The sequence below is a fragment of the Burkholderia sp. 22PA0099 genome (genome assembly GCF_047497165.1).
Classification (GTDB): domain Bacteria; phylum Pseudomonadota; class Gammaproteobacteria; order Burkholderiales; family Burkholderiaceae; genus Burkholderia.
This window is the reverse complement of record NZ_CP163164.1, coordinates 1,015,316-1,041,162: the sequence shown is the minus strand read 5'-3', so window position 1 is coordinate 1,041,162 and position 25,847 is coordinate 1,015,316. Positions and strand designations below refer to the sequence as shown.

The following is a 25,847-nucleotide window of genomic DNA, read 5'->3' as shown; positions in this document are numbered from 1 at the left end:
GATCTGTCCTGCATGCCGCCGAGGTCGCTGCCGAACCTACCGTTACCGCGCGCCTTCGACCATGAAAACACCTGCTCCCAACCCTCGCGCCATCCTGCTGGCCGTGGCGGCCCTCGTTTCGCAGTACGCTCACGCGGCCTCGCCGGCCGCTGCGTTGGGCGGCGTCGTCGTGGATACGGCCGGTGCGCCGGTCGATGCGGCCAACGTCGTGCTGAAGGATGCCGGCGGCCACGACATCGCGCATCTGGCCACCGATGCGTCGGGCCGGTTTTCGCTGGCGGCCGTGCCGCCGGGCACGTACACGCTGGAGGTGTCGTCGTCGGGCTACGACTCGGTCAAGCGCACGGTCAGCCCGTCGGATGCGCACCCGGCCGATATTTCGGTCACCTTGCCGTTCGATGCCGCGCTGGTCGACATGAAGGCGGTGCAGGTCACGGCGAAGCGGCTCGACGCCGCGCGCAACGGCCTGCTGCCCGAAACGGGCAGCAGCATCTACCGCATTTCGAGCGACGACATCGACGCGATGCCGCAAGGCGCCGATACCCCGCTGAACCGCGTGCTGCTGCAGGCGCCGGGCGTGGCCAACGATTCCTACGGACAACTGCACGTTCGCGGCGATCACGCCGATCTGCAATACCGGATCAACGGCATCCTGATTCCCGAGCCGATCAGCGGCTTCGGCCAATCGCTCGACACGCGCATCATCGATCACGTCAACCTGCTGACGGGCGCGCTGCCGGCCGAATACGGCTACCGCACGGCGGGCATCGTCGACATCCACACCAAGTCGGGCGAGGAGCTGGGCGATGGCGGCTCGGTCGACGTGTTCGGCGGCAGCCACCAGACGCTGAAGACCAGCGCCGACGTGTACGGCAACCAGGGCAAGCTCAGCTATTACTTCTCCGGCTCGCTCGGCGTCAACAACCTCGGCATCGAGGCGCCCACCTCGTCGCCGAGCCCGCTGCACGATCACACGCGCCAGGGCGACGCGTTCGGCTACCTGTCGTACGTGCTGAACCCGCAGACGCGCGTGAGCTTCATGTTCGGCACCACCTCGAATCAGTTCGAGATCCCGAATACGCCGGGCCTCACGCCGAACTTCTCGCTGGCCGGCACGCCGAGCTTCGATTCGGCCAACCTGAACGAAACGCAGTCCGAACTGAACAACTTCGCGGTGGTGGCGCTGCAAGGCACCAACGGCGCGGCGCTCGATTATCAGGTGGCGTTCTTCACGCGCTACACGCGCACCCAGTTCAACCCCGATCCGGTTGGCGACCTGATCTACAACGGCGTGGCCTCGCAGGATTTCCACAGCGACACCGCCAACGGCATCCAGGCCGACACGACCTATCGCCTGAACGAGCATCACACGCTGCGCGCCGGCTTGTTCCTGCAACAGGAGCACGCCGAGTTTCGCGACAACGTGTCGGTGTTCCCGACCGACGCGGACGGCAACCAGAGTTCCGACGTGCCGTTCTCGATCCCCAGCGCGGACAGCAAGACGGGCTACCTGTACAGCGCCTATCTGCAGGACGAGTGGAAGATCAATTCGCGGCTGACGATCAACTACGGCGTGCGCTACGACGGCATGGACCAGTACGTGACGGCGAACCAGTTGAGCCCGCGCATCGGGCTGGTGTTCAAGGCGGCCGAAGGCACGACGCTGCACGCCGGCTATTCGCGCTACTTCACGCCGCCGTCGTTCGAGCTGGTGTCGAGTTCGACGATCGGGCGCTATGCGGGCACCACCAACGCCAGCGCGATCACGCAGAACGATGCGGTGCAGCCCGAGCGTGATGACTACTTCGATATCGGCGTGATCCAGCAAGTGGGTTCGGACCTGACGCTCGGCATCGACGGCTATTACAAGAAGGCGCACAACCTGCTCGATCTCGGCCAGTTCGGCAGCGCGCTGATCTACACGCCGTTCAATTACCAGTACGGCAAGGTGGCCGGCCTCGAACTGACGGCGAACTACAAGCACCGCAACCTGTCGGCCTATCTGAACGTGGCGTTCAGCCATGCGATGGGCAAGAACGTCGATTCGGCGCAGTTCAATTTCGATCCCGACGAGCTGGCCTATATTTCGAACCACTGGGTCAACCTCGATCACGATCAGCGCGTGACGATTTCGTTCGGTGGCGCCTACACGTATCGCCAGACGACGTTCTCGTTCGACGGCATCGTCGGCAGCGGGCTGCGCGAGGGCTTCGCGAACACGGGCAAGCTGCCGTGGTACGAGCAGGTGGATGTGTCGGTGGTGCAGCGTCTCGACCTGCCGTGGATCGGCAAGGTGGATGGCCGGCTGGTGCTCGTCAACGCGTTCGGCGATTCGTACGCGCTGCGCGACGGTTCGGGCATCGGCGTGTTCGCGCCGCAATACGGCCCGTATCGCGCCGTGTATGCGGGTGTAACGAAGTACTTCTAAGCAACATGGCTTGCGGCGCGACGGCCTGTAGCCGCGCCGCGTGCGCTTTCAGGCCGTCGTGGAGCCTGGCGAGCAAGGTGTCGAGCCGGACGACAGGCGGCGTCGGCATCATCGCCGTGCGCTGTGGTTCGTGCCATCACGGTGCCGTGGAGGGACGTGTGAACGACGACGGCCGGCCCGACATGGCGTCGGGCCGGCCGGTGTGGCTGGAGCCGTGGCCGGTCAGTGCTTCGGCGGGCGGCCCGTCTTCACCGTATCGACGGCGCCGATGGCGGCCACCAGTGCTTCGGTCGATGCGGCTTCGAGCAGCAACAGGCCGGCGCGCAGCAGTTCGCTCTTCGATACCGATACGCCCGCTTCGAGCGACTTGCTCTTGAGCACGTCGATCTTCGCGTAGTCGGACTTCGGCATCGTGAAGCTGTCGCGGATCACCTTCTCGCGCTTCGCGGGCTTGGTCGGGGCTTCCACCGGCGCCTTCTTGTCGGTTTTCGCGCCGGCCTTGGCTTTTGCCTCGGCCTTCGCGTTGGTTTTCGCCGCGGCCTTGTCGTCGGGCTTGGTTTCCGCCTTGGCTTCGGGCTTCACGTCGGCTTTTTCTTCGACCTTCGCGACGGCCTTTTCTGCCGCCTTCGCCTTCTCGTTGCTCTTCACGTCGACCTTCGCTGCGGCCTTGCCGGCCTTCTTCGCGGGTTTCTCCGCAACCGGTGCTGCCGGTGCGGCGGCTGCCTTGCTGCTCTTCTTGGTGGTTTTCTTCGCGGACTTGTCCACCTTGGCGGTGGCTTTCTTCGGCGCGGCGGCGACGGTGTCGGCTTGCGCGGCGTCGGTTTGCGGGGTGGCGGCGTCGGGCGTGGTCGGCGTGTTCATGGAGGCTCCAGTCGGATTAACAATATAAACAGTATATATCGTTTATATTGTTGCGCTGCCCTAGGTGCGGACCCTTGGGTCGTCGACTGCGTCGCTTTGCAGGGCGCCCCTTCCATGCAAGCCACGCTCATCCCGCGCACGCCGATGCGCGAAGGCCGGCCAACCTTGGATGAACGGCGATCGGCCCGGATGCGTGCCCGAACATCGAACCTAGGCGGAATCGGGTTGACTCACTCGGTGCCGACGATGTCAGCGCGCAAAACGGCGCGAGCCTTGCTTCCACACAGGCTCATCCTCGCTCGGGGGGGGCGCTGAAAACTCGTCCACCCAGGCTCTTCGTGATACACAACGCCAATTCGGAATCGTTTGATTGCGATTCGACTCCCGAGTCAGTTAGATTCCGGCGGGGTATCGCGCCACGGCCTGGCAGGGAGGAATCGTGTGGCATCGAAACCAGCCGTTTTTAATTCGTCCGCACATGCGGGCGCGAATATTCATCAGTTCTACCGCCTGGATATACCGCAAGCCGCGAAGCGCGGCGCTCGCGGATATTTATGCGTTCGAAGGCTCACGCGGCATGGGCGAGTCGGACGAAATACACGATTCGGTTTACCCATCTGCTGCCCGATCTGTCGTGCGCCGAATACCTGAACAAGCGCGCCGCGTTCGTGATTCAACCTCCCCCGCGCGATCGCTGGAGCGAACCGGAACGTGCGCGTCGCGTGCACGGCGTCGTGACTTGCTTTGCTTTAGTACTACAGTCGTAGATATAGAAAATCGGGAGGTACGCAGCCGCGTCGTCGATAATGGCGTTGCTGGGCGCGATACTGGTGCCGTCTACGCTATATGAACCACGCCAGCACGTACTCGACCGAGTAAGCGCCTCGCCACATCAGCCTGCGTATCTCTTGCACGCTCAGCGGTACCGAACCTTCAGGTGTTTTTTTGCCGCGTACCCTCAGGACCACGAGCACGGCATGGGCCAGCAAAGAGAGCGTGATGTGGCGATACCCGCCATGCCATCGGCGTACCTCGTATTGATCAAGCCCGCATTCGCCTTTGGTCGCCTCGAAGCCGGTTTCGATTTCCCATCTGCGACCCGCGACGTTGGTCAAGGTTTGCCGTGTCGCCTTGCTGCGCGGCGCGTACACGACGTAATACGCATGTTCGCGTTTCTCATCAAGGCTGCGCCGCACCAACAATTAATGCCCGAAGCGGCGCTCTTCGACGATGATCCGCAAACGCGATAGTGGGGTTAGTGCCCAGTCATACAGGTGCTCCTTGGCACCAGCGCCCGCTGACAGGCGTCGCCACGCCCGTGCCGACAGGGATTTAGCGATCTGGTCAGCGCGTACGTAGTCGGGATCCTGCCACCACAGCGGTTCGTTCTTAGCGACGGCCAGCACAAACGACTGGCCGCGCGATTCGAGCCACAACTTCAGGTGACGATCACCGCCGTAAACTTCATCTCCCGTGACCCAGCCACACGGCACGCCTGCGTCCGGCGCACGTTCAAGCATGCTGCGCGCGAGCTGCGGCTTCGTTGCAAACTCCACCGATTCGGGAATGCCAGCTGCTTCGCAGCGCACACGGTCATCGGTCCACGTCTTTGGCACATACAGTTCGTGGTCGATAAACGCGCTACCGCCACGACCGGCATAGCAAAGAAACACGCCGATCTGACTGTTCTCGATACGGCCTGCGGTGCCACTGTACTGGCGTTGAACACCAACTGAGTGCTGCCCCTTCTACGAAACCGGTTTCATCCACGATCAGTACCGCGTCACGTTCACCCAGTTGCTCAACAACATACTCTCGCAATACATCGCGTGCACCATGGGCATACCATTGCGCCCGCTCAAGCTTCTCAAGTCTCAGCTGGTCCGAAAATCGGTAGGCAGGTCAGTCGGACTATCTACGAACGGCTGACCGGTCCATTCATTCAATTTTCCGGCATAGAGAGTTGCTCCATCGATTTTCTTTACAAACAAGAATGTCTCATTTCTTCTTCCCTGTCGAAACCAAGCAAAATAATTGTTCGATTTCGATAAAATTTCATAAATTTGATGCTTGTAAGAATAAATTGATCCAATCGGCAATATCAAGTCCAAGATGCAGGGAGTGTCGCCCTCATTCCAATCCGATGGATGCAATACAGACGCTACACTTGACAGACTACTTAATGAGCGGTTTGTCAATAGCCCCCATGCAACGTATCCGACTGGCTCATCATTTCTAAAAAAAATTTCCACTTGATCAAGATCTATGGCCGGCTTCAGTTTGAGCAGCGCATGCTCAACAGTCCGCACCCTCGCCACCTTATTTGAGCCAATGATTTTAATCAAGCATCCCAATTTCTCAATGGCAATTTTTTGCTCTTCATTTTTAAATTTCATTTGAAAGAAACCCAAACTTTCCCATTAATTTTCCGATATTGACAGCAGCGTCGGATAAAATATCGAAGCAACATACGATATTCCCATCTATTTTTTTTATTAAGATATTCTCCCTCCAACGCAACTCCACCACGCCATCGTCTTGCTCGACAATTAGACTCGACATTGAGACGATATCGAGTCTAAATTTTTTTTCGATTTCGGCCCCTTTTTTATCAACGCCATCTCGAATAAATTCGATGCTTTTTTTATAATTTTCTTCACAATCATCAATAAGTTTAGAAAAAAACTCACTTAATGAATCAAAATCCAATCTGCCTTTATTGCCGGCACGTAGAATTGCATTTATGGAAATTGCGATTCTCAGCGCCTCTTTGCTTACCCCCATTTCCCCTGCTCTTTCAGTTGTAATTGCAAGTATTTGAGAAAACAGAGAGGATAGTCGCCCGACGACATGCCTTCCGATGTTCCCGTTCCTGACCCAAGGTTCATTAAACTCCCTGGCAAAAGTGTAGTGAAATAAATTCAAACACTGCGAACCGGAAGAGTCCCCCCTTGATTTTATGTAACCGCGATTAATGACGTGACTCCCAAGAGAGTCGCGCATGTGTTTTGAAACCCCCTTTGCCCATTCTTGGCAAACATCAAATCCACACATCACATCAGCCAGAAACATTGGAAGCCCTGCAAATGCGAGCATATACCTCGTCAGTTCGATTGAAAAAATATTTTGCGAGGAAATCATTGTTCTCTCAAAAATTCCACCGCTAATTTTCTCTCCGCGGAATAGATATTTATCCGCTTGAATGCAGACTCCTAGTATTCCCCGATAAATGGGTGACATTTGCCATTGCAATGCACTCCATGCGATATCGAAGTTTTCTTCGGAATATCCTTTATCAGGATGAAGCGAGACAGTTGAACCAAGATCTAACCATCGTGCGTCGAGAGCAATATTTGACGGCGAACTATTATGTAACAACAGATTTGCACCGGCATACGCCCCCTGAATGCAGGCTCGACGAGCAAATTCTTGCAGCCCAGACTCAAGTTTCTCACGGGAATCCAATGTTTTCCATTCATCAATAGAGACAGATTCCTGCCGCGGCAGAAGTTCAGGAAGCAAATTAATCATCTGCTCAACCCGGCGCACATCTGAAAATCGATGCGCATCTCTATCGTGCGAGGGGCGAAAATATGTTGCCCTATCAAAGTGCGCCAGCCTAAGAGCCGGCTCTCGCAGAATCAATGCTCGATCATTCGATTTAAGAGTTAGACGTGAGTTCGCGGAATGGAAGTTTACTGCTAAAACAGCCAGACAACAAACGGTACCAAATGGAAGAACCTTCTCTAACCCCTTGCTCCAAGCAAATTCAGAAAGAGCGGACTTGAGACTGCAACGGCCATTTCGATGGTGCGGATCTGCCGAAGGGCTCGTTAAAGGATTTACGCCGATGCCTTTTATTTGAATTTCTCCATCATACCCACACCGAGCCCCTCCCCCATGAAAAGAAATCCCATCACCGCCATAACGCTCCGCATAAAATATCTTTTCAGGTTTGTGTTTTTTATTAACTCCATCTGAAACGTACGAGTAATTTTCTTTTATCTCGGAATCTGAAATATAAAGCTTGGGGTGCTTTGCGATAATATCTGAATTCTCGCTTGGTTTAGCGGAAAACGGCACCATGAGGTAATCGCAGTTGAATTTCAGAAAATCGTTTTTTATCATAACTCCCTCGAGCACATCCATCTATTTTAAATTTTCACAAACATTGGTCCAATAGTTGATTTCTAGACCTCTTCTCTCAGTGAAAATTAGTGGCTGAAATGGTGGTGATATTGTCAAAAAATGGGCAACACGATGCAAAGCAAGGTGTAAAAAAGATGGAGATAATGGTCAGACTTGCTATTATGTCGAACTTGTATACTTGCCGGACCTGGTCTTTGGCGAGGCATATTCCATCTCCGTACATACAGCTTGCCTTTTCCCGTCAGGCTCTGCAGGCACCCTCCAGGGGGGCGCCAAAAAAGGTCTCCGGTATTTACTTGGTTGGTCCGGTTGAGTTTCATGCCGGCCAGATCTGAGCCTCGCATTGTGGCGGCTTGTATCAGGCTTGCAGTACAGCGGCTCCATGCCCACGTGCGTCTCAGCATGCGACTCGCGGCGCGGCCAACTTCATCGCCCTCCTGACGCAACAGGCGCGCCAGCATCCATGCCTCGGCAAACGGAAACGCTAGATACAGCTCATCGATTTGCTGCATCAGCAATAGATCGGTTTCGCTGACTGGCTGCGTCTGGTAACACGCGCTTCGATCTCGCGATGCCGACGAGTTTTGCTTGCTGTTATATCAGCAAAGTACGGCTACGATCGATCATCGTTTTGTGCCCAGCAAGCCCGCCTTGGTGAGCGCACTGCTTTAATAAGCATATTCCGGGTTAAGCTTGCCGATCTTGGCATACAGGGCCTTCACGTCTACAGGTAATTTTCTCGACCCAGGACCAGCGGTACCGAACACGTCGGCCGCGCGCTCCTGCAATTGCCGTTTCCACTCTGTGATCTGATTCGGGTGCACATCTACTGCTGCGCCAGTTCGACCAGCGTACGCTCGCATTTGACAGCCGTTAGAGTCGCTTTTTCGCTTTAAACGATGCCGAGTGCGCGCGTCGGGTTCGTTTTCGCAATTTACTCGGTTCCTTGACCAGCATTATCGCTGTCTCAGGCCCCGGCAACTCCAATTATCCCGTTATCCGATTTTGCACCGCCATCTCTCTCACTCTTGGCCTCATAAATTCATCTCGCCTACTAGTTATACTTATAATTGCGCAGCCAATTTTCGGATTTCTCTCGCTCGTTCAATTACGTTAATTAAATATCAGTGACCACAGAGACAAATCCCTGCGGCCATTAAATTTACTTGATTTAGATGTTACGAAAGTTGATTTGCAATAAATCCGCCTTGAAGTCCATCGCCTACAGCGACGCCCCCATAAAAACTAGCAAGCGCCGCTCCGGCAGCACCCACCCAGCCGACTGGCGTGCCAGCAACACCTACACCAAGAGCAATCGCACCGAGTCCTGCACCGACCTCCCCCCAATCAACGCCTGCTCCGGAAATCATATCAATTTGCTCATCACTCAACACACAGATATTGGATCTCATTGAATATCACCCTTTAGTGAATTTTGCTTAATATGGTAGCGGTGATACATCCAAATGCCGCAGCCAACATGAAAAAAATAATACCGATTTTGTTTTTCCGAATCGACTCCCCCGATGAGACAATCTTCGATTTGGTCAGGACTGCGACAACAATCGCAGCGCCAACCCCAAAAAAAACGAGAAAAGCAATTAATCGCTCGTTCATAACGGTTGCTTCGTTTGAGGATGAAACTTAGTCATATGAGTCGCTTAATTGCCATTCTGACTCACCACTTTTTATTTTTCTCGCGAAATTAGCTAAGGCGCGAATTTGGATCTTCCGATTCGCTCACCCTGCGCAAGGATTTGCCAATTTTAATTGCCCCACGATCTTCCCTCTGTTCACGAATAGATGCTTCGAAGTCAATCATAGATACTTCGAAGTCAATCGGCATCGATTTGAGAAAAATAAAACAATTTTTATTGAGCGAGAGCAATGCAAGTTATTTTGCAATAATGCTTTTTTTCTAAGCAAGCAAGCTGTAAATTATTACAGGTTTGCGCGCGATGTTCATCTCAGATGACCATCCATCTCAACCGACCGTTATCCAATGATGCCAAACTTGAGGCCGATGCGCCGACCTGCTAGGATCGGCCTTCTATGCGCATCGTCGCTTTTTCTCGTGTAGGTACTTCAAGAAAATTAATAACTTCCAATTGACTTTTCCATTAAATTGCACGACTTTCTTTGTCGATTTCAATTAAATAAACGTGATTGGAAGTACACAACAATGACTCGCACTTCCCTTTATCGGCTGATGACGCAGCTTGTCTTGTCGATTCTTTCGGCGTCAAGTCTGACTGTACATGCCGCCGAATACCGTGCCAATTCGACCGTCCTGTCCCACGACATCATCTACGACGTACACGCCGACGGCAGCTATACCAAGGACGTCATCGAACTCGACCGCATCGACACCGAGCAGGGCGTGCGCGAGGGCGGCGAATCCTCGCTGGGCTACAGCACCTCGCTGCAGGCTCTCGAGATTGTCGAGGCTTATACGCTGACCAAGGATGGCCGTCGCATCGACATAACCCCAGATCAGATCCGCGAGCAGCAGAGCCCGGCCAGCGCACGCGCGCCGATGTTCGTCGACCAGCGCCTCAAGGTGGTGGTGTTCCCGGCGGTGGAGGTCGGCGCGAAACTGATGCTGCATTACCGCCTCACGCAGAAGACGCCGCTGTTCCCGGGGCAGTTCTCGGCGCTTGAGCAATTCAGCGACAATGTGCCGCGCGAATCGATGCATCTGACGGTGCGCGCGCCAATGGCGATGCCACTGCAGGCCGACGCGGTCGATCTCCCGGGCGGCCGCCAACCTGGTGGCGAGGCCGACACTCAGGTTTGGCGCTGGTCGCTGTCGAAGCAGCCGGCGCGCACGCCAGAACTGTATTCCACTGCCAGCCTCGACCGCAGCCCGCGCGTGGCGATCACCAGCTTCGCCGACTATGCCGCGATCGGCGCAGCATACCAACAGCGCGCGATGCCGAAGGCGGCCGTCACGCCGAACGTGCAGGCCCTGGCCGATTCGCTGACGGCAGGCGTGAGCAACCGGCGTCATCAGGCCGAGATTATCTACAACTGGGTCAGCACACATATCCGCTATGTGGCGCTTTATCTCGGCCTGGGTGGGGTGGTGCCGCGCGACGCCGATGCGGTCGTGGCTACTGCCTACGGCGATTGCAAGGATCACGTGAGCCTGCTCGAGGCCCTGCTGGCCGCCAAGGGAATCGCCAGCCAGCCAGTGCTAGTCAACAGCGACAACATCTACTGGGTGCCAAAGGTCGCGCTGCCGCTTGGCGTATTCAATCACGCGATCACCTATATCCCCGAGTTCGACTTGTATGTCGATTCGACCGCCATGCTGGCGCGCTTCGGCGTGCTACCGTCGTCCGAACTCGGCAAGCGTGGCCTGGTGGCCGGCGCCGACAAGCGGGCGGGCGGTCTGCGCACGCTGCCGCTCGGCGATCCGGCCCGCGACATGGTGCGCGTGACCCGGCGTATCGGGATGGAGGCTGACGGCACGCTACAGGGCAGTAGCCAGATCGACAGCGAAGGCGTGTTCGACCTCAAGGCGCGCAGTGTATTCGCCTCGCTGCCGCCGGGCATGGAGACTCAGGTCGCGGAGCGCATACTCGCCCTGACAGGGCAGGACGGCACCGGCACTTATCATTACACCGCCGTGCGAGATCTCACCAAGCCCTTCGTCTATAGCTCGGAGTTCCGCCTGCCCGAGTACGCGCTGCTACCGGGGCCGGGCGCGATCCCGGTTCCGGCAGGCCTTGGCAGCTTCAATGACATCTCTGCGACGTTTGAATCCGCCGGCCCGGAGTCGCGGCAGTTCCCGATCGCGGTGCCGGCAAGACACGTGATCGAGACCACCGTCCTCACCTTGCCGGCCGGTGTACGGGTTCCGCGCCTACCGACGGCGGTCTCTCTGAACTCGCCGCTGGGAAGTTACAAGGCCAGCTATCGTGCCGACCGCGATGTCGTGACCGTCACGCGCGAACTGCTGTTGCAGCCTTCGGGCCCACTGATCGAGCCTGTCGATTACCCGGCGTTCCGCAAGTTCGCGCTGCTGGTCAAGCGCGACTTGCGAACGCAAATCGTCTATTGAAAATAGGGGGTTACAGTGAGTTCCCGTTTTGCACGGCCCCCTTTCATGATGACAATTGAATCTTTTTTGTTGACAAGAAATATTCAACACATCGTCCAACATGGCGCATTGACTTAATCATCGGCAAGCGCCGGAAACCTTTGCCGCAAGGCGCTCAGGCGCACGAACTTGGTCTTTAGTCAGGGCTCTCGTAGGTGCGCCATAACGCTGCCGTTGAGGGCGAGGTCGCCATGCGCATACACGTTAAATCGATCGGACTAGGCCACCACCGTGACGCTATTTCGCGAAGAAGCCCGGAAAACGCAGCAGGCTCCAATGATCGGCAAGATCGTATTGATCCGGCCCATGTCATTCGGCATACTGACCACTTTTCCACGTGCTCGACTATCGCTCTTGTCGCATTCTTTACATGGGGAAGCTACACGCGTCGTACAACGGTTGACGGTGTAGTCACCCCGAGCACCGGGTTGGTTAAGGTATGGATGCGCAACATGCTGGAAGATGAGTTCTACCGTCAGTTGCAACGTTCAAAAACAAGCCTATGAGCGGGTGCGGTGCGATTGTGCATCATGCCGGTCGCATCGCACGCATCGCTCTCCTCAGAACCGCGTACGCAGCCCGACAGTCGCCACCACCTGCGTGGCCGAACCCGATGCGCCACCCGCCGTATCGATCAACGCCACGTAATGGTGCCCGCTCACACGCTGATAAATCCCTTCGAGATACACGTCGGTGCGCCGCGACAGCGAATAGACCAACTGCGTGTCGATCTGCTGCCATTTCGGCGAACTGCCGTAGGACGCCGAGCGTGTCACGTGCCCGGCCGTGAACACATAGGCCAGCCCCAGATCGAGATGGTGCGCGAGCCGGTAGCGGCCGTTCAACTCGTAGTTGTCGAAACTGACCTGGCCGTTCGAGGAACCGAACGCCTGGCTGCCTTCGAACTGGCTGTGCGAATAGACGAACGCAACGGAACCGGCGCCGGCCTGATAGCGCGCCGCGCCCGCCACCACGCGCTGCACGCGCGCGGCGAGCTGGAAGCCGGCCACGCCGTTCGCGCTCGATTCGGCGGTGTCCAACGCGCCGGCCGTGTTCGTGCTGTTGGTGCCGTCCATCTGCAAATAGCCGGCCGCCAGCGAGAGCGGCCCGTTCGCATAGCGCGCGCCCGCGCTCCACGCGCGGTTCGCGCTGAAGCCGGTGCTGTTCGAAAACGCATAGAGGCCGCCGAACTGCAGCCCCGAGAAATTCGGGCTGGTGTATTTGACGGCGTTGCTGAAGCGTAGCAAGTCGGCCATGTTGTCGTTGTCGTACGGGTGCGCGAAGCTCGATTTGCCGAACGAGCCCGATTCTGCCGACAGCGGCGCCACGTAATCCACCACCGAATCGTATTGACGGCCAAGCGCGGCGAAGCCTGCGTTCGGCGTGCGAATGCCGACATAGGCTTCGCGGCCGAACAGGCGATTGTCCTGGCCGAGCTTGCCGTTCTGGAGGTTGAAGCCGTTTTCCAGCACGAACACGGCGCGGTAGCCGTTGCCGAGATCCTCGCTGCCGCGCACGCCGAAGCGGCTGCCGTTGATGTTGCCGCTGGTGGCTTGCAGCAGCGCGCCGTGTTGCCCGCTCTTGGCAACGTTGTTGGTGTACATGAGGCCCGCATCGATCAGGCCGTAGAGCGTGACCGAGCTTTGTGCATGCGCGAATGGCGAGACGAAGCCCGCGAGGAGCACCCCGGTCTGAATGATTTTTTTGAACATCTGGATGAATTGTCGCTTTAGCGTGTGAGGTGAAAACGGATGCTAAAGACGTGAAATTCGATTCCCAACGTCAGGCTTCGGGAGTCCAAATGAATGAAGTTCGGGTATGGATTGCAGGATGGAATGGATAAGGATATGCGCTCGCGTGATATGGAAATCAGGTGCGAGAGGTGCTGAAAATATCCTTGTCATTCAAATGGATCTGCGAGTTTCAAGCTGTGAATTGCAGGCCGGCGAGACGCGATCGCTTTTAAAGCGCGCTACGTCATTCAGCTAATTGCAATTCTCAATTCCAGATGGCGTGTGGCTGAAATTCGTCACGTTAATGCCATTCAGGCGATACCCAGCGCCTGCAATATCGGCACATGCATGTCGGCGAAGCGTTGCGCTTTCTCTTGCAGTGCCTGACTGCTCTCCTGCCCATCGAGCGCCGCTTCGGCAAACGCGGCCCATTGCGTCGGTTCGCTGAAACCGCGCTGCCGCGCCAGCAGGAACAATTGCGCCACGCGCGGCACCCGCACGCCCGACCCGGACACCGGGCTGACCAGGAACTGCACGTCGCCGCGTTGCGGCGCCTGTTCGCAGATGGCGGCGTTCAGTTGGGCCGATGTGCTCCGCGCGGCGGCAATTCGTGCGTCATCCTGAACGTTCAGCAACACGCCGCTGCCTACCAGCAACGTGACGGCCTTGACCACACCATCGAACGTCAGCCCGTGCGCGTGCCGTTCGATCTCGGCGAGGCTCGTGGGGCGATGGCCGGCCAACGCATCGAGGATCGGCCCGTAAGTGGCTACTGGCAATGCAGCCTCGCCGAGCGCGCCGCGCACCTTCAACTGCACGGCTTCGCGCGGCAGTGCCAGCATCACGCGTTGCGCGCGCAGCGCGGCCTCGCGTGCTTCCGCGCCGAGCGCCGGCGCGCCCTTGATCCAGTAATCGCGACGCATCGAGCGCAGCGTGCAGAAATCGCGCGTCGTCTCGCGCACGACGGGGTCGTCGATCTCCGTCAGCAACGCGCGTTGCGCGGGCGTCAGGTTGATCTCGTCGACGTGATCGCGATAATCGGCCGAGCCCGCATAACGCAGGCCGCACGCACCGAACGTGGCGGCCACTTGCGAGAACGTCAGCGGCTGCCAGTCGCGATTGAAATACTCGTGGGCAAGGTAGTGCGCATCGTCGTCGGACAGCGCATCGATGCGCGCGGCCAGTTGCGGGTTCGCTTGCGCATAGCCGGGTTGCGCGGCCATCACGCGCTGGAGGAACGCCACCGATTGGGCGACCTGCGACAACGCGCGTGTTTCGTCCGACGCCTCGCCGGGCGATGCATGTTGCGCTCCGGCGTGAAAATGGCTGCGCAGCAATTCGCGCACCGGCAGCATCGCGGCCCAGCCCGGCTCGGTGTTGTAGCTGACGTACACCACGCCACCGTGGTTGAGCTTGCGTTCGATGAACTCGGCGAGGCAGGCGCGATGCTCGTCGGCCACCCAGCTCCAGATGCCGTGCAGGCCGATGAAGTCGAAGTTCGGCAGATCGTCGCGCGCGCAGAACGCCGCGAAGCTGTCGGCGCACAACGTGGCCTGCGAGCCGGCCTGCTGCGCGAGTTGCTGCGCGAAGCGCGCGTGCGCGGCGTTGAAATCGGTGCCGAACCAGCGGCTGTCGGAGCCGGCCGCGTGCAGGTTGACGCTGACGCCGTGGCCATAGCCCAGTTCGCAGGCGGTGCGCACCGTGGGCGGCGCGAAGCCCGATTGCAGCAACGGCAGGGGCAGGCGCAGCGGATTCAGTTCATCGCAATAGCCGTAGGTGTAGGCAATCCCGTCGATGTTGCCGGCTGTCCAATCGCTCACGATCCGTTCCGCTTCCCTGAAGGCGCACCCGGCGCCAGGGCCGGGCCGGCGTGAGCCGAAGCCTCTCACGGCGCGGGGCGGCTTGTCCATCGGCGTTGCGAGGGTGTGGATTTCCGCGCGAATCCGCGCCATGGCGGTGGGCCTTCAGCTTGTCATAAGGCGGGCGCGTCTATACACGCAATTCACGCCGAACGAGCGGCGCTTCTTCGAGCAGATCCTGCGGCCGCAGGTGGAGGCGGGGCGGATGGTGTCGGCGGAACGCGTCGCTTACCTGACGGCCGTGAAGCCGGGCGGCCGAGGTGGCTGGCCGAGGCGTGCGCCGCGTTCAACGCAGCGCGATCTGCGCCGCGTCCGCGGCGAGCGCCGCCTCGAACAGCGGCTTGCCCGGCCCGGCCAGCCACGCGTCGAAGTCGAGCAGCGGGCCGAACTCCTGTTCGAGCGCGGGGATATCGGCGCGCCCGGCCAGCCGCCCGTCGTCGAACAATTCGGCGAGGCGGCCCAGGAACGGGTTCTGGGCGAGCAGGCTGTCGGGAAAGCGCGCGTAGCGGATCGGCCGCCCGGCGGCGCGGCTCAGGCTCGCCTGCAGGCTTTCGGCCGTCAGCTGGTCGCCGGCGATTTCGAGCGTGCGGCCCGCGAAGCGCGCCGGCGCGGCGAAGATCTTCGCGACGATCCGGCCGATGTCCTGCGCGGCGATCGTCTGACCGGCCTGGCCCGGCCGCAGGAAAAACGTGTAGGCATCCTGATCGAGACCCATGCCGGGCAGCATCAGCAGTTCCATGAAACCGGCCGGGCGCACGATCGTGCTGGTCAGCGCGAGGCCGCGAATGTGCGCCTCGATGGCCGACTTGCTGTCGAAGTGCCCCATGCCGGTTTTCTCGGGGCCGGCCGCGTTGACCGAGGTGTAGACGAGGTGCTGCACGCCCGCTTCCACGGCGAGATCGGCGATGGTCGTGCCGTAGCGCACTTCCTGCTCGTCGCTCACGTTATAGGCCGCGCCTTGCCCCGAACTCGGCTGCACGCTGAACACGCCGTACGCGCCCTGCATGGCAGTCCTGATCGATTCGAGATCGGCGAAATCGCCGCGCACCAGCTCGATGCCGCGCGCAGCCAGCGCACGCGCCTTGTCCGCCTGCGGATCGCGCACGAACGCGCGCACCGCCCAACCCTGTTCCTTCAGCGCGGCGGCCACCGCGCCGCCTTGCTGCCCCGTCGCGCCGAATACCAGCACGACGCCGTGCGTGCGTTCCCGATCGATTGCCATCTTCGTATTCCTCAGTGTCAGAGGTCGTTGATGGTATACATTTGATACCTGAACGCAATTACGCACCTGAAGGCTACCTGGTAGCCCGGAGTATCCCGCCCATGGCCTCGCTGTCCCCGGAAGACCTCGAACTGAACCGCCTCGTGCTGGAGGAGATCACCAGCAAATGGACGCTGCTGGTGCTCGGCTGCCTGTGCGCCGGGCCGATGCGTTTCAACGCGCTGCGCCGCGCCAACGAGGGCATCACGCAGAAGGCGCTGACGCAGTGCCTGCGCCGTTTGGAAGCGAACGGCTTCATCACGCGCACGGTGGTCAGCACGGCGCCTGTTGCGGTGTCCTATGCAATCTCGCCGCTCGGGCGCTCGCTGGAGCCGCATCTGCAGGCGATCCTCGGCTGGACGGTGGCGCACCGCGAGGCGGTGATGGCGGCGCGGCAGGCGTTCGCCGCGCAAGGGGGCGGGTAGGCGGCCGGGCGCCCGGTTGCGGGCGTATGATCCCCGGGGCCGTCATGGCGCCTTCAACATCCGGACGATCGAGTGCGATGGTCCGGATCTCGCGAGCACGATCTCTGTCATGGATTTGTCCGTTTCCTCCCGCGATGCCACGCCCGCCGTCGAGGCCGGCCCGCGTGCCGGCAAGTGTCGGTTTGCCTTCGTTCTGCTGAACGATTTCACGCTCGTCGCGTTCGCGGCGTTCGTCGACGTGCTGCGCCTCGTCAGCGATTCGGGCGACCGCAGCGGCCGGGTGCGCTGCGACTGGACCTTGCTGACCGAGCAGGCCGGCCCGGTGCGCGCCAGTTGCGGTGCGCAGATCGTGCCCGACGGCGGGTTCGGCGAGCAACCCGATTACGACTACGTGGTGGTGGTGGGCGGCCTGCTCGGCGGGCGCAATCGCGCCTCGCGCGCCACGCTGGCGTTTCTCGCGCGCTGCGCCGGGCGCGGCGCGACCGTGGTGGGGCTGTGCACCGGCAGCTTCGCGATGCTCGAAGCCGGGCTGCTCGACGGGCGAAAGATCTGCGTGAGCTGGTTTCACGCGCAGGATCTGCTCGAAGCGTTTCCGTCGCTCGATCCGCAGCAGATCGTGTCGGACCGCCTGTTCGTGGCCGACGGCAATCGCATCACCTGCGCGGGCGGGCGCGCGTCGGCCGACGTGGCCGCGACGATCCTGCGCCGGCATGTGGACGCGTTCGTGGTGGACAAGGCGCTGCGCATCCTGCAGATCGCGCACCCCGACGACGGCAACGCGCCGCAGGCGCCCGGCGGCCGCTTGCCGGAGCGTTGCCATCCGAAGGTCCGGCGCGCCGCGCTGATCATCGAGCAGCACATCGCCACCGGCATTTCGCCGGCGCAACTGGCCGAGCGGCTCGACCTGTCGGTGCGCCATCTCGAACGGCTGTTCAAGGAATCCACCGGCATGGGGCCGCGCGCCTACTGCAAGCAGATGCGCCTGCAGTTCGCCGCGTGGCTGCTGGCGCGTACCGACAAGCCGGTCGCCGACATCGCGGTGCGTTGCGGCTTCCCGAGCGGCTCGCACCTGAGCCGCGAATTCCGCGCGCATTTCGGGCTGCCGCCGGTGCGCTACCGTGCGCAGGGCACGCAACGGGCGCGGGACGCCGGGGATGCGCCGGCCGCGCACGACTGGCGCGATGTCTATCCGGATCGGATCGAATTCTATTGAGCGCGGCTCGGTGCGTGCCCCCGCTGCCTTCTATCGCGACGGCGCGGACCACGCCACCGCGTCGTGCGGATGCAGGCTTTCCAGATGCCGGACCTGCACACGCGCATCGTCCTGGTCGTGCAACGCGGCCTGGATCCGGCGCGCGGCATCTTCCACGAACATCAGGTTGCCGCCGTTGAGCGCCGCGAAGGCCTGCTCGTCGGCGCGCTTCACGGCCGTCTGCACCGGCGTGCCGACGGCCGCCTCGATGCGCTCGATCAGCGCGAGCAGGCCGAGCTTGGGCGCATCGCGGTCGGTGCCGACCGAGACGCGGGCCTCGCTGCGCTGGCTGTGCGGCGTGGCGAGCGTCGCGTGGCGGCGCAGCCAGGCACTCACGGTGGCGGGGTCCACCGTCGCCTGCCCTTCGAACGCCTGCTGGAAGCCCTGTTCGATCAGTTGCCGCGACAGCGCGGCCGAGCACGGGCAGGTCGACGAATAGCCCACCGTCACTTCGCTTCGCAATGCGAAGCGTCCACCGGCCAGTTCCGCATCGATGCGCACCGGATACGATTTCCAGCCCGACAGCCCTTCGGTGACGAGCGCCGGGCGGCGCGTCAGCAATTCGGCATGCAGGCGCAGCCGCGCGTTGCGTGTTTCGCAGTCCCGATGGCTGTCGATCATCGCCTCGAGCAGCCGCCGCAGGCCGGCCGGCGAGAGCGGGCCGGCCTCGGCGTGTTCGTCGAGCAGCCGGTACAGGCGCGACATGTGGATGCCCTTCACGTGCGGGGCGGGCAGATCGACCTGCAGATCGGCGCGCGCATGCAGCGTGCGCCGGTAACCGGGTTCGTCGAGCGTGACGGGCACATCGATGCCGCGCATGCCCACCCAGTCGAGCGGGCCGAGGTTGGGGGCGAGGTCGGTCAGGGAGACGTCGGGAAGCGCTTCGTTCATACGGAGAACCAAAGGGTGGGGCGGCCCCACCGGCTCACGGCATGGGGCGCGCGTTCAAGTCAGGGCCAATCGGAAAACGGGCTGGGCCAGGCGGCCCAGGCTTGCGGGCCTTGCGCCATTTCCGCGTCGGTCAGCAGGCAGGCGTCGAAGCGGGCGCGCAGCGCGGCCTCGTCCATCTCCATGCCGATCAGCACGATTTCCTGGCGCGCGTCGCCCACGCGGTCGTCCCATTTCGCGCGGATCAGCGCGACGGCTTCGGGGTCGTCCGGCCAGCGTTCGTCGGGCACGGCGGCCCACCAGTAGCCGGCCGGGCCATGACGCGCCACCGCGCCGGCCTGCGACCAGTTGCCGGCCAGCGTCGGATGGCTGGCCAGCCAGAAGAAGCCCTTCGAGCGCACCACACCGGGCCATTCGCTTTCCACCAGCGCGTGGAAGCGCTGCGGATGGAACGGGCGGCGCGCGCGGTAGACGAAGCTGCCGATGCCGTATTCGTCGGTTTCGGGGCGGTGCATGCCGCGCATTTCCTGCAGCCAGCCGGGCGCCTTCGACGCCTCGTCGAAATCGAACAGCCCGGTGCCGAGCACGCGGTCGAGCGGCACCTTGCCGAACTCGGCCGCCTCGATGCGCGCGCGCGGGTTGAGGCCGCGCAGGATCGCCGTCAGCCGTTCGCGGTCGTCGCCTTCGAGCAGGTCGATCTTGTTCAGCACGATCACGTCGCAGAACTCGATCTGCTCGATCAGCAGGTCGACCACCGTGCGGCGGTCTTCCTCGCCGAGCGATTCGCCGCGCGACTGCAGGCTGTCGCGCGAGCTGTAGTCGCGCAGGAAGTTGTAGCCGTCCACCACCGTCACCATCGTGTCGAGCTGGGCGCTTTCGTTGAGACAGCGGCCGTCCTCGCCCTCGAACGTGAACGTTTCGGCCACCGGCAGCGGCTCGGAGATGCCCGTCGATTCGATCACGATCTGGTCGAAGCGGCCTTCCTGCGCGAGACGGTCCACCTCTTGCAGCAAATCCTCGCGCAGCGTGCAGCAGATGCAGCCGTTGCTCATCTCGACCAGTTTCTCGTCGGTGCGCGACAGCTCGGCGCCGCCTTCGCGCACCAACGCCGCGTCGATGTTGACCTCCGACATGTCGTTGACGATCACCGCGACGCGCCGGCCTTCGCGGTTGTTGAGGATGTGGTTCAGCAGCGTGGTCTTGCCCGCGCCCAGAAAGCCGGACAGGATCGTGACCGGCAGCCGGGCGGGCGGGGAGGACGTGAGGGTGTCTTGACTCATCGTGGTATCTCGGGGAAAGGCGCGATGCGGCGGGCCGGGTTGCCGGTCACGGGACGATCCGGCGCCGGGTGATCGAAATGATACGTTATATCATCTCGGTGCGTGCGCGGAGTTTCGACGAGGGGGAATGGCGGGGGCGGGTGGCGGCGGGAGCCGGGCGGGCAACGGTGAATGCCGTTTGTCGCTGGTTCGCCGCGCCTGCGCGCGAGCGGTTCGACCCGGTAGGGATGCGCCGGCGGCCCGCGCGATGTTCGATCCGATCACATATCGAGCGACGCACGCGGCGGCGCGCCGTCAGCCGCCGTCAGCCGTCAGGCCGCGCGCACCAGCCGGTTGCCGCCGAGCGACTTGGCCGTGTAGAGCGCCGCGTCGGCGGCGGCCAGCATGTCGACGAGCGGCGGCACGTCGTGCTCGTAGCGCGCCAGGCCCACGCTGACCGTCGCCTGGATCGGCGTGCCGTCGCGATTGACGGTGACCTCGGCGGCGAAGCGTTGCGCGATGAAATCGCCGAGATCGTGGGCGCGCCGGGCATCGTAGCCCGACAACAGCACCGCGAACTCCTCGCCGCCGATCCGCGCCAGGATCGTGTCCGGCCCGAGCACCGCGCGGGCGACCGCGGCGAACGACTTCAGGACGTCGTCGCCGGCCTTGTGGCCGAAGCGGTCATTGATGCTCTTGAATTGGTCGAGATCGAGCGCCAGCACGGCGAACGGCTGCTTGCCCTCCGCCTTGCGGATCGCCAGCGCGCCTTCCTCGAAGAACCAGCGGCGGTTGCCGAGGCGGGTCAGGTAATCGGTTTGGGCCTCGCGCAGCAGGCGGCTGTGGGTTTCCTCGCGCACCAGCCGCAGCAGCGTCATCGGCAGGATTACCGAATAGAGCACGCCTTCGTACATCGTGATCTGGCTGGCCAGCAGCACCAGCGGCGAGCCGTAGCGTTCGGCCAGCATCGGCAGCAGGAGCATGCGGGCCGCGTACAGCAGCGCGTGCAGGCTCGTGACCACGATCGCGATGCGGCGCGTCTGGAATGCCTTCAGGCTGGCGCTGCGCAGCAGTTCGCGCGCGGTCAGCGCGCTGGCCAGGGCGATCGGGCCGGCGCTGATGTAGAACCACATCGCCTGCGGCCAGTGCGCGCCGACGATCAGCCAGGCCAGCGCGTCGAGCAGCAGCAGGCCGACCGAGAGCCGCAGCACCTTGCGCCCGCTCAGGGCCGCCACGCCACCCAGGATCAGCAGATAGCCGCCGAGCAGGATGAGATTGCTGATGGCCGCCCCCAGCACGCCCGGCAGCGCGGTGCGCGCGAGCACGATCACACATCCCGCGCCGAGCGTCGCGTACCCCGCTGCCAGGATCCGCAATGCCTTGCTGCGCTTGGGGTGTGACGCGTGTTCCCAGAACGTCAGGCCGGCACTGGCGAATAACGTTCCGATCGCGAGGAAATATAGGGTAAGAAGGTCGACGTGCATGACTGACGTGTAGGCCCGGGGCGGTGCTTCGCTGGGGCGAGGCGGCATTTTACGCCTAACGTCGGACAACTCGGAGAACGTCAAATTTGTTCAATTCGGGGCCGGCGCGGCGAGCGCCGCGGCCGGCCGCTGGCGGTCAGGGGAGCATCGGCGGCATGCCCTGCATGGTTTTCGCCCAGTCCTGCTTTTGCTTGGCGAGCCTGGCGATGTCGGCGGCTTTCTGGTCGTCTTTCTTGCGTTGCTCGTCTTCGGCTTTTTTGTCGGTTGAACCGAAGGTGTCGGTGTCGCGGGTGCGGAAGTAGAGCGTGTCGGCCAGAACGTGATCCTGCCAACTGGTCAGCAGGGTGTCGTGAACGAGCATGTCGAACATCGCCATGACGTCGGCGGGGAGGGGGTGCTTGCCGCCGATCCCTTCCTTCCAGGCGTCGACGAGCGCCATCTCGTCATCGGACAACAAGCCATATTCGAGCACGGACGCCGCGATTTGCGCGCCCCCCAAGCCGTAGGGGTCGGGAGGGGCGCTACGGAGTGATTCAGCCGTTTTCTTGCGCTGATCCTGCTTGCCGGCCTTCGCCACGAGCCGGTCGGCGTCGTTCTGCAAGCGCGTCCAGACGCTGGTGAAATCGCGCGGCGCGGTGCCGACGAGATTCTCGAAATGCGTTTCAGCGGCGTCGCGCTCGGCCTTCAGTTTGAGCAAGGTGGCCTGATCCTCCGGCGGGCGCGTCGAGATCATGCTCATGATGACGCCCTGGCGCTGCATTTCGGCGTCGAGTTTGCTCTTGGTGAGCTTGCGCTGATAATCGGCCGCCGCGTAATCGCTGCGCCATTTTTCCACCGGGTCCGAAATCGTCTTGCGGAACTCCGGGTCCTGATAGCGCACGGCGATCCAGCGCAGAAAGATCTTTTCGTGATCGAGGATATTGAGCCCGGCCTTGCGTGGGACGAGCGCCTGGTAGGCGTCGACCAGGTGGCGGATGCGGTATTGCTTGCCTTCGCAGGTGATGGGCGTGGCGATGGAGAACTTGTCGAACGTCAACGCTTTGCCGGCCGCCATTTCCTCCATCGAACTGATCGCCGTGCCGGCTTTCATGGCTTCCAGCAGCATGTCGCGCAGCGGGATGCGCATCAATTCGGCGTTGAAGCCGAGCGATCCCTTGACCGCGCCGCCGACCACATCGCAACTGGTGCCCGGATAGAGGAACTGTTCGCCGCGCGTCTTTTCGAGGCTGTCGAGGCGTTGGTAGCAGCGCTTTTCGTGCGCCGCCGCGAAGTGCACGCAGCGCTCCACGCTGGGGGGCACGTCCAGCGCGCGATCCTTGTAGTCCGTCTTGATCACGTTGATGAACGGCACCAGCCCGACCACCTGGCTCGCTTCTTCCGACATGACGGACGACACCGCGTCGAGCAGGCCAAGGAATTTGATCTTGATCTTGACGCCGTCGATGGCCAGATCGAGGTCGTCGGTCTGCTTGTATTGTGTTGCCAGTGCATTGACGAAGGTGCGTGCGAGCACACAGCCTCGATCGGCGCCGAACACCGACACTTCGATCACGCCGACATGAGGCATTTGTGCCCGCACGGCGTTGTAGGCCGCCTTGAACTGGTCCATCGCGGCGAGCAGGCGGGTATCGATGCCGGTGCCGAAGTACATCGCCATGAAGGCGTTGTCGCGGACGATCGGCACGTTCTCCATGATGATGCCCGCGAACAGGCTGCGCGCGACGGTGCCGAGCGCCTTGAGCGGATTCTTCTTGAGGGCGCCGATCGTATCGTCCTTGGCTCCCTTCAGCACGAGGCTGCCGGCCGCCTTCGAGCGCTGGAGCAGGCGTTCAGAGGATGAAGTCAGCACGTTGGTGATGCGTCGGGCGTCCGCTGGAATTCCCTTGATCTCCTTCTTGATATCCTCGAACGCCTTTTCGAGCGGGCGGAACGAGAATTCCTTGGCGGATTCCTTGAGCGCCTTTTCGGCACGGGATTTCACATCGGCTTTTTCGAGCGGATCCTTGACGCGGAAAAAGGACTTGCCCACCGATTCGGCAGTGGATTTGACAGTGCTGACTACCTTGGCGGTGGCCATCTTGGTTGCCGCGGCGGTCGCATTCTTGATGGCGCTGGCGTCGGAGTCCTCATTGAGCGGCGTGCCGAGGCCCGAGTAGTAGAAGGCGTACCAGAATTGATTGGCAGGACGTAGCGCTTCGTTGTTTTTGCGATGGGCTTCCCACAATCGACAAATGTTGGAGTATTGCGAACTTTCGGGGTCGTCGATATCGCGGTTTCTGCCGAATGCATCGAAGAAAAATCCCATGCGGATCACGGCTCCGCAGGGCAAGCATGTGGCCGCAGGATAGTTGGCGGCATTCTGCTTTGAAACTTGCAGTAAGACGGAAACCGGCGTTGCGTCGTCTGGATCGAGTTTGGATTGACCACCCATGCTATTTCTCCTGCGAGAGAGGAGGCGGAAGCAAGCCGTCCGGAATGGAGGGGACAGCTACAGGCGTGAATTTTCCGCTGGACAATTGCGATTTGACCTTGGGCGGCAATGTTTGAATGGCCTTGGCAAATGCACCGGGCTTGTCCTTGTTCGATTGCAGAATTTTCTGCACATCTGACTGCGTATCGAATCGATCGTTGACGAGCAGATTGAAGTAGGCGTACTGCTCCAGATCTTTCTGATCCGTCAGCCGATATTTGAGCCACGCTGCCGCGACCGCACGCGCCACATGACGGAATTGCTGATATTCATCTTCGCCGTTTCGCTTATTGACCTGGGCCTCGTATTGCCTCATCCATCTCATGACATCGACCATCGGCAGACGGGAAGCGTCATTCAACCCACCGGGAAACTGAAGCTCGACGTGATGATCCGGAAAGAAATGCACCTCCAACAGTCTTTCTCCGATGTGGTCTGGTGATTTTGTGGGCGGCAATGATGCTTTGGCTTCGGCGGAGAAGCGTTTCTTGTCGCCGGTGTGCCACTGATCGACATCGTAGTATTGCCACGTCACCGTAAATTCAGTGCCCTTCAACGAATAGCAACATGTGACGCCCCCACCACCGCCACCCGGCGGATCATCGCCGCCGCCCGTCGCCTTGTTGCCATAGGCATCCGTCACCGTGAAGCGGATCATGTTATAGGGCAGGTAGTTCTGGCCCATGACCGAAATGCCGCTATAAGTCGGCTCCGATTTCCCGCAAGCGGACAACGAGATCATCATCGCGCCAGCGACAAATGCTCGGGCCGACCAGTTCAATATTTTCCTTACATCACGCATTTGAATCGTCCTTCCGATAGATGTTCTGTCCGATGGCGCTCGACTTGATTCGAGCGCGCTCCGGCGTGCTGCCGCTGACGGTTTCGGTGCGTGGTTGAGGCAGCAAGCCATCGGCAATCTCCGGTACCGCAACAGGCACGAACTTGTCGTGCTTCAACTCGGCCATCACGTTCGGCGCCAGCGACCGAATCGCCTTCGCGAACGCCCCAGGCGTGCCCTTGCTCGCCTGCAGCATCCGTTGCACATCCGCTTGCGCGTCGAACCGCTCATTCACCAGCAGACTGAAGTAAGCGTACTGCTCCAGGTCCTGCAGATCCGTCAGCCGATACTTGAGCCACGCCGCAGCAACGACGCGCCCAACATGACGGAACTGCTGATACTCCTCTTCGCCGCTTTGCTTCTTGATTTGCGACTCATACTGCCTCATCCATCTCATGACATCGACCATCGGAATTCGAGACGCGTCGTTCAATCCTCCAGGAAACTGAAGCTCGACGTGGTGATCCGGGAAGAAGTGCACTTCCAGAAGTCTTTCTCCGATGTGGTCCGGCGCTTTCGTGGGGGACATCGATGCTTTGGCTTCGGCGGAAAAGCGTTTTTTGTCTCCTGCGATCCATTGATCGGCATCGTAGTATTGCCACGTCACCGTGAATTCGATGCCTTTCAGTTTGTAGCAACAGGCGACCCGGCCACCACCCTCACCCGGAGGATCATCGCCACCGCCACTTGCCTTATTGCCGTAGGCGTCCGTGACCGTGAAGCGGATCAGGTTGAAGGGCAGATAATTCTGCCCCATGACCGAAATACCACCGTACGTCGGCTCCGACTTCCCGCAAGCCCCCAGCGCCACGACCATCACCGCCGCCGCCAC

General features: G+C 60.9%; 18 protein-coding genes and 1 pseudogene. 4 read left to right on the top strand and 15 right to left on the bottom strand.

The window, feature by feature from the left end; genetic code table 11:
* The first annotated feature begins 61 nt into the window (after positions 1–61).
* Positions 62–2,428 carry a TonB-dependent receptor gene (locus AB4851_RS04540; protein ID WP_414448617.1) on the top strand — a complete coding sequence of 789 codons (2,367 nt, stop codon included), beginning with the start codon at positions 62–64 and terminating at the stop codon, positions 2,426–2,428.
* Between the two features lie 222 nt (positions 2,429–2,650).
* Here AB4851_RS04540 and AB4851_RS04535 read toward each other — a convergent pair whose 3' ends face one another.
* The 6 genes and pseudogenes from AB4851_RS04535 to AB4851_RS04510 form a co-directional block, all read right to left on the bottom strand.
* Positions 2,651–3,289: a hypothetical protein gene (locus AB4851_RS04535; protein WP_414448616.1), complete on the bottom strand. Its 639-nt coding sequence runs from the start codon at positions 3,287–3,289 to the stop codon at positions 2,651–2,653.
* A gap of 842 nt (positions 3,290–4,131) precedes the next feature.
* A pseudogene (locus AB4851_RS04530) lies at positions 4,132–5,152 on the bottom strand (IS701 family transposase); the annotation flags it as partial.
* A gap of 11 nt (positions 5,153–5,163) precedes the next feature.
* Positions 5,164–5,685 (bottom strand): toxin-activating lysine-acyltransferase, encoded by a 522-nt coding sequence (locus tag AB4851_RS04525; RefSeq protein ID WP_414448615.1) that lies wholly within the window; start codon positions 5,683–5,685, stop codon positions 5,164–5,166.
* Positions 5,675–7,375, bottom strand: a complete 1,701-nt coding sequence (locus AB4851_RS04520; protein ID WP_414448614.1) for a hypothetical protein — start codon at positions 7,373–7,375, stop codon at positions 5,675–5,677. Before AB4851_RS04520 ends, AB4851_RS04525 begins: the two co-directional genes overlap by 11 nt.
* A 155-nt stretch (positions 7,376–7,530) precedes the next feature.
* Positions 7,531–7,950, bottom strand: a complete 420-nt coding sequence (locus AB4851_RS04515; protein ID WP_414448613.1) for a hypothetical protein — start codon at positions 7,948–7,950, stop codon at positions 7,531–7,533.
* A gap of 666 nt (positions 7,951–8,616) precedes the next feature.
* Entirely contained in the window at positions 8,617–8,850 is a 234-nt protein-coding gene (locus AB4851_RS04510) for a hypothetical protein (RefSeq protein WP_414448612.1), read from the bottom strand.
* A gap of 770 nt (positions 8,851–9,620) precedes the next feature.
* Between AB4851_RS04510 and AB4851_RS04505 the strand changes: the two genes are divergently transcribed.
* On the top strand, positions 9,621–11,504 hold the full coding sequence (locus AB4851_RS04505) for a DUF3857 domain-containing protein (RefSeq protein ID WP_414448611.1): 1,884 nt from the start codon (positions 9,621–9,623) through the stop codon (positions 11,502–11,504).
* Positions 11,505–12,103: 599 nt separating this feature from the next.
* On the opposite strand, the gene AB4851_RS04500 is transcribed toward AB4851_RS04505, so the two are convergent.
* The 3 genes from AB4851_RS04500 to AB4851_RS04490 all read right to left on the bottom strand — a co-directional run bounded on the left by AB4851_RS04500 (position 12,104) and on the right by AB4851_RS04490 (position 16,357).
* Positions 12,104–13,255, bottom strand: coding sequence for a porin (locus AB4851_RS04500; protein ID WP_414448610.1), 1,152 nt, complete (start codon positions 13,253–13,255; stop codon positions 12,104–12,106).
* A gap of 332 nt (positions 13,256–13,587) precedes the next feature.
* Positions 13,588–15,096 (bottom strand): class I SAM-dependent methyltransferase, encoded by a 1,509-nt coding sequence (locus tag AB4851_RS04495; protein ID WP_414448609.1) that lies wholly within the window; start codon positions 15,094–15,096, stop codon positions 13,588–13,590.
* Between the two features lie 325 nt (positions 15,097–15,421).
* The gene (locus AB4851_RS04490; RefSeq protein ID WP_414448608.1) at positions 15,422–16,357 is read right to left on the bottom strand and encodes an NmrA/HSCARG family protein; all 936 of its coding nucleotides are present in this window, start codon (positions 16,355–16,357) and stop codon (positions 15,422–15,424) included.
* Between the two features lie 101 nt (positions 16,358–16,458).
* On the opposite strand from AB4851_RS04490, the gene AB4851_RS04485 reads away from it, so the two are divergent.
* Together AB4851_RS04485 and AB4851_RS04480 are read left to right on the top strand one after the other, a co-directional pair.
* On the top strand, positions 16,459–16,821 hold the full coding sequence (locus tag AB4851_RS04485) for a winged helix-turn-helix transcriptional regulator (protein WP_414448607.1): 363 nt from the start codon (positions 16,459–16,461) through the stop codon (positions 16,819–16,821).
* Between the two features lie 109 nt (positions 16,822–16,930).
* Entirely contained in the window at positions 16,931–18,034 is a 1,104-nt protein-coding gene (locus AB4851_RS04480) for a GlxA family transcriptional regulator (protein WP_414448606.1), read from the top strand.
* Positions 18,035–18,064: 30 nt separating this feature from the next.
* On the opposite strand, the gene folE2 is transcribed toward AB4851_RS04480, so the two are convergent.
* The 6 genes from folE2 to AB4851_RS04450 all read right to left on the bottom strand — a co-directional run bounded on the left by folE2 (position 18,065) and on the right by AB4851_RS04450 (position 25,832).
* Positions 18,065–18,964 carry a GTP cyclohydrolase FolE2 gene (gene folE2 / locus AB4851_RS04475; protein ID WP_414448605.1) on the bottom strand — a complete coding sequence of 300 codons (900 nt, stop codon included), beginning with the start codon at positions 18,962–18,964 and terminating at the stop codon, positions 18,065–18,067.
* Between the two features lie 59 nt (positions 18,965–19,023).
* Positions 19,024–20,241 (bottom strand): zinc metallochaperone GTPase ZigA, encoded by a 1,218-nt coding sequence (zigA, locus tag AB4851_RS04470; protein ID WP_414448604.1) that lies wholly within the window; start codon positions 20,239–20,241, stop codon positions 19,024–19,026.
* A 311-nt stretch (positions 20,242–20,552) separates the two neighbouring features.
* A complete protein-coding gene (locus AB4851_RS04465) occupies positions 20,553–21,704 on the bottom strand; it encodes a diguanylate cyclase domain-containing protein (RefSeq protein ID WP_414448603.1) in 1,152 nt (383 codons plus the stop codon).
* Between the two features lie 136 nt (positions 21,705–21,840).
* Positions 21,841–24,135 carry a hypothetical protein gene (locus AB4851_RS04460; RefSeq protein WP_414448602.1) on the bottom strand — a complete coding sequence of 765 codons (2,295 nt, stop codon included), beginning with the start codon at positions 24,133–24,135 and terminating at the stop codon, positions 21,841–21,843.
* A gap of 1 nt (position 24,136) precedes the next feature.
* Entirely contained in the window at positions 24,137–24,976 is an 840-nt protein-coding gene (locus AB4851_RS04455; protein ID WP_414448601.1) for a hypothetical protein, read from the bottom strand.
* A complete protein-coding gene (locus AB4851_RS04450; RefSeq protein ID WP_414448600.1) occupies positions 24,969–25,832 on the bottom strand; it encodes a hypothetical protein in 864 nt (287 codons plus the stop codon). The genes AB4851_RS04455 and AB4851_RS04450 overlap by 8 nt, the downstream gene beginning before the upstream one ends.
* Between the last annotated feature and the right edge of the window lie 15 nt (positions 25,833–25,847).

What these genes read in the sequence shown, in the direction of transcription:
- AB4851_RS04540 (WP_414448617.1), top strand. Translation starts at nt 62, where the DNA reads ATGAAAACACCTGCTCCCAACCCTCGCGCCATCCTGCTGGCCGTGGCG.
- AB4851_RS04535 (WP_414448616.1), bottom strand. Translation starts at nt 3,289, where the DNA reads ATGAACACGCCGACCACGCCCGACGCCGCCACCCCGCAAACCGACGCC.
- AB4851_RS04525 (WP_414448615.1), bottom strand. Translation starts at nt 5,685, where the DNA reads ATGAAATTTAAAAATGAAGAGCAAAAAATTGCCATTGAGAAATTGGGA.
- AB4851_RS04520 (WP_414448614.1), bottom strand. Translation starts at nt 7,375, where the DNA reads ATGGTGCCGTTTTCCGCTAAACCAAGCGAGAATTCAGATATTATCGCA.
- AB4851_RS04515 (WP_414448613.1), bottom strand. Translation starts at nt 7,950, where the DNA reads ATGCAGCAAATCGATGAGCTGTATCTAGCGTTTCCGTTTGCCGAGGCA.
- AB4851_RS04510 (WP_414448612.1), bottom strand. Translation starts at nt 8,850, where the DNA reads ATGAGATCCAATATCTGTGTGTTGAGTGATGAGCAAATTGATATGATT.
- AB4851_RS04505 (WP_414448611.1), top strand. Translation starts at nt 9,621, where the DNA reads ATGACTCGCACTTCCCTTTATCGGCTGATGACGCAGCTTGTCTTGTCG.
- AB4851_RS04500 (WP_414448610.1), bottom strand. Translation starts at nt 13,255, where the DNA reads ATGTTCAAAAAAATCATTCAGACCGGGGTGCTCCTCGCGGGCTTCGTC.
- AB4851_RS04490 (WP_414448608.1), bottom strand. Translation starts at nt 16,357, where the DNA reads ATGGCAATCGATCGGGAACGCACGCACGGCGTCGTGCTGGTATTCGGC.
- AB4851_RS04485 (WP_414448607.1), top strand. Translation starts at nt 16,459, where the DNA reads ATGGCCTCGCTGTCCCCGGAAGACCTCGAACTGAACCGCCTCGTGCTG.
- AB4851_RS04480 (WP_414448606.1), top strand. Translation starts at nt 16,931, where the DNA reads ATGGATTTGTCCGTTTCCTCCCGCGATGCCACGCCCGCCGTCGAGGCC.
- folE2 (WP_414448605.1), bottom strand. Translation starts at nt 18,964, where the DNA reads ATGAACGAAGCGCTTCCCGACGTCTCCCTGACCGACCTCGCCCCCAAC.
- zigA (WP_414448604.1), bottom strand. Translation starts at nt 20,241, where the DNA reads ATGAGTCAAGACACCCTCACGTCCTCCCCGCCCGCCCGGCTGCCGGTC.
- AB4851_RS04465 (WP_414448603.1), bottom strand. Translation starts at nt 21,704, where the DNA reads ATGCACGTCGACCTTCTTACCCTATATTTCCTCGCGATCGGAACGTTA.
- AB4851_RS04460 (WP_414448602.1), bottom strand. Translation starts at nt 24,135, where the DNA reads ATGGGTGGTCAATCCAAACTCGATCCAGACGACGCAACGCCGGTTTCC.
- AB4851_RS04455 (WP_414448601.1), bottom strand. Translation starts at nt 24,976, where the DNA reads ATGCGTGATGTAAGGAAAATATTGAACTGGTCGGCCCGAGCATTTGTC.
- AB4851_RS04450 (WP_414448600.1), bottom strand. Translation starts at nt 25,832, where the DNA reads ATGGTCGTGGCGCTGGGGGCTTGCGGGAAGTCGGAGCCGACGTACGGT.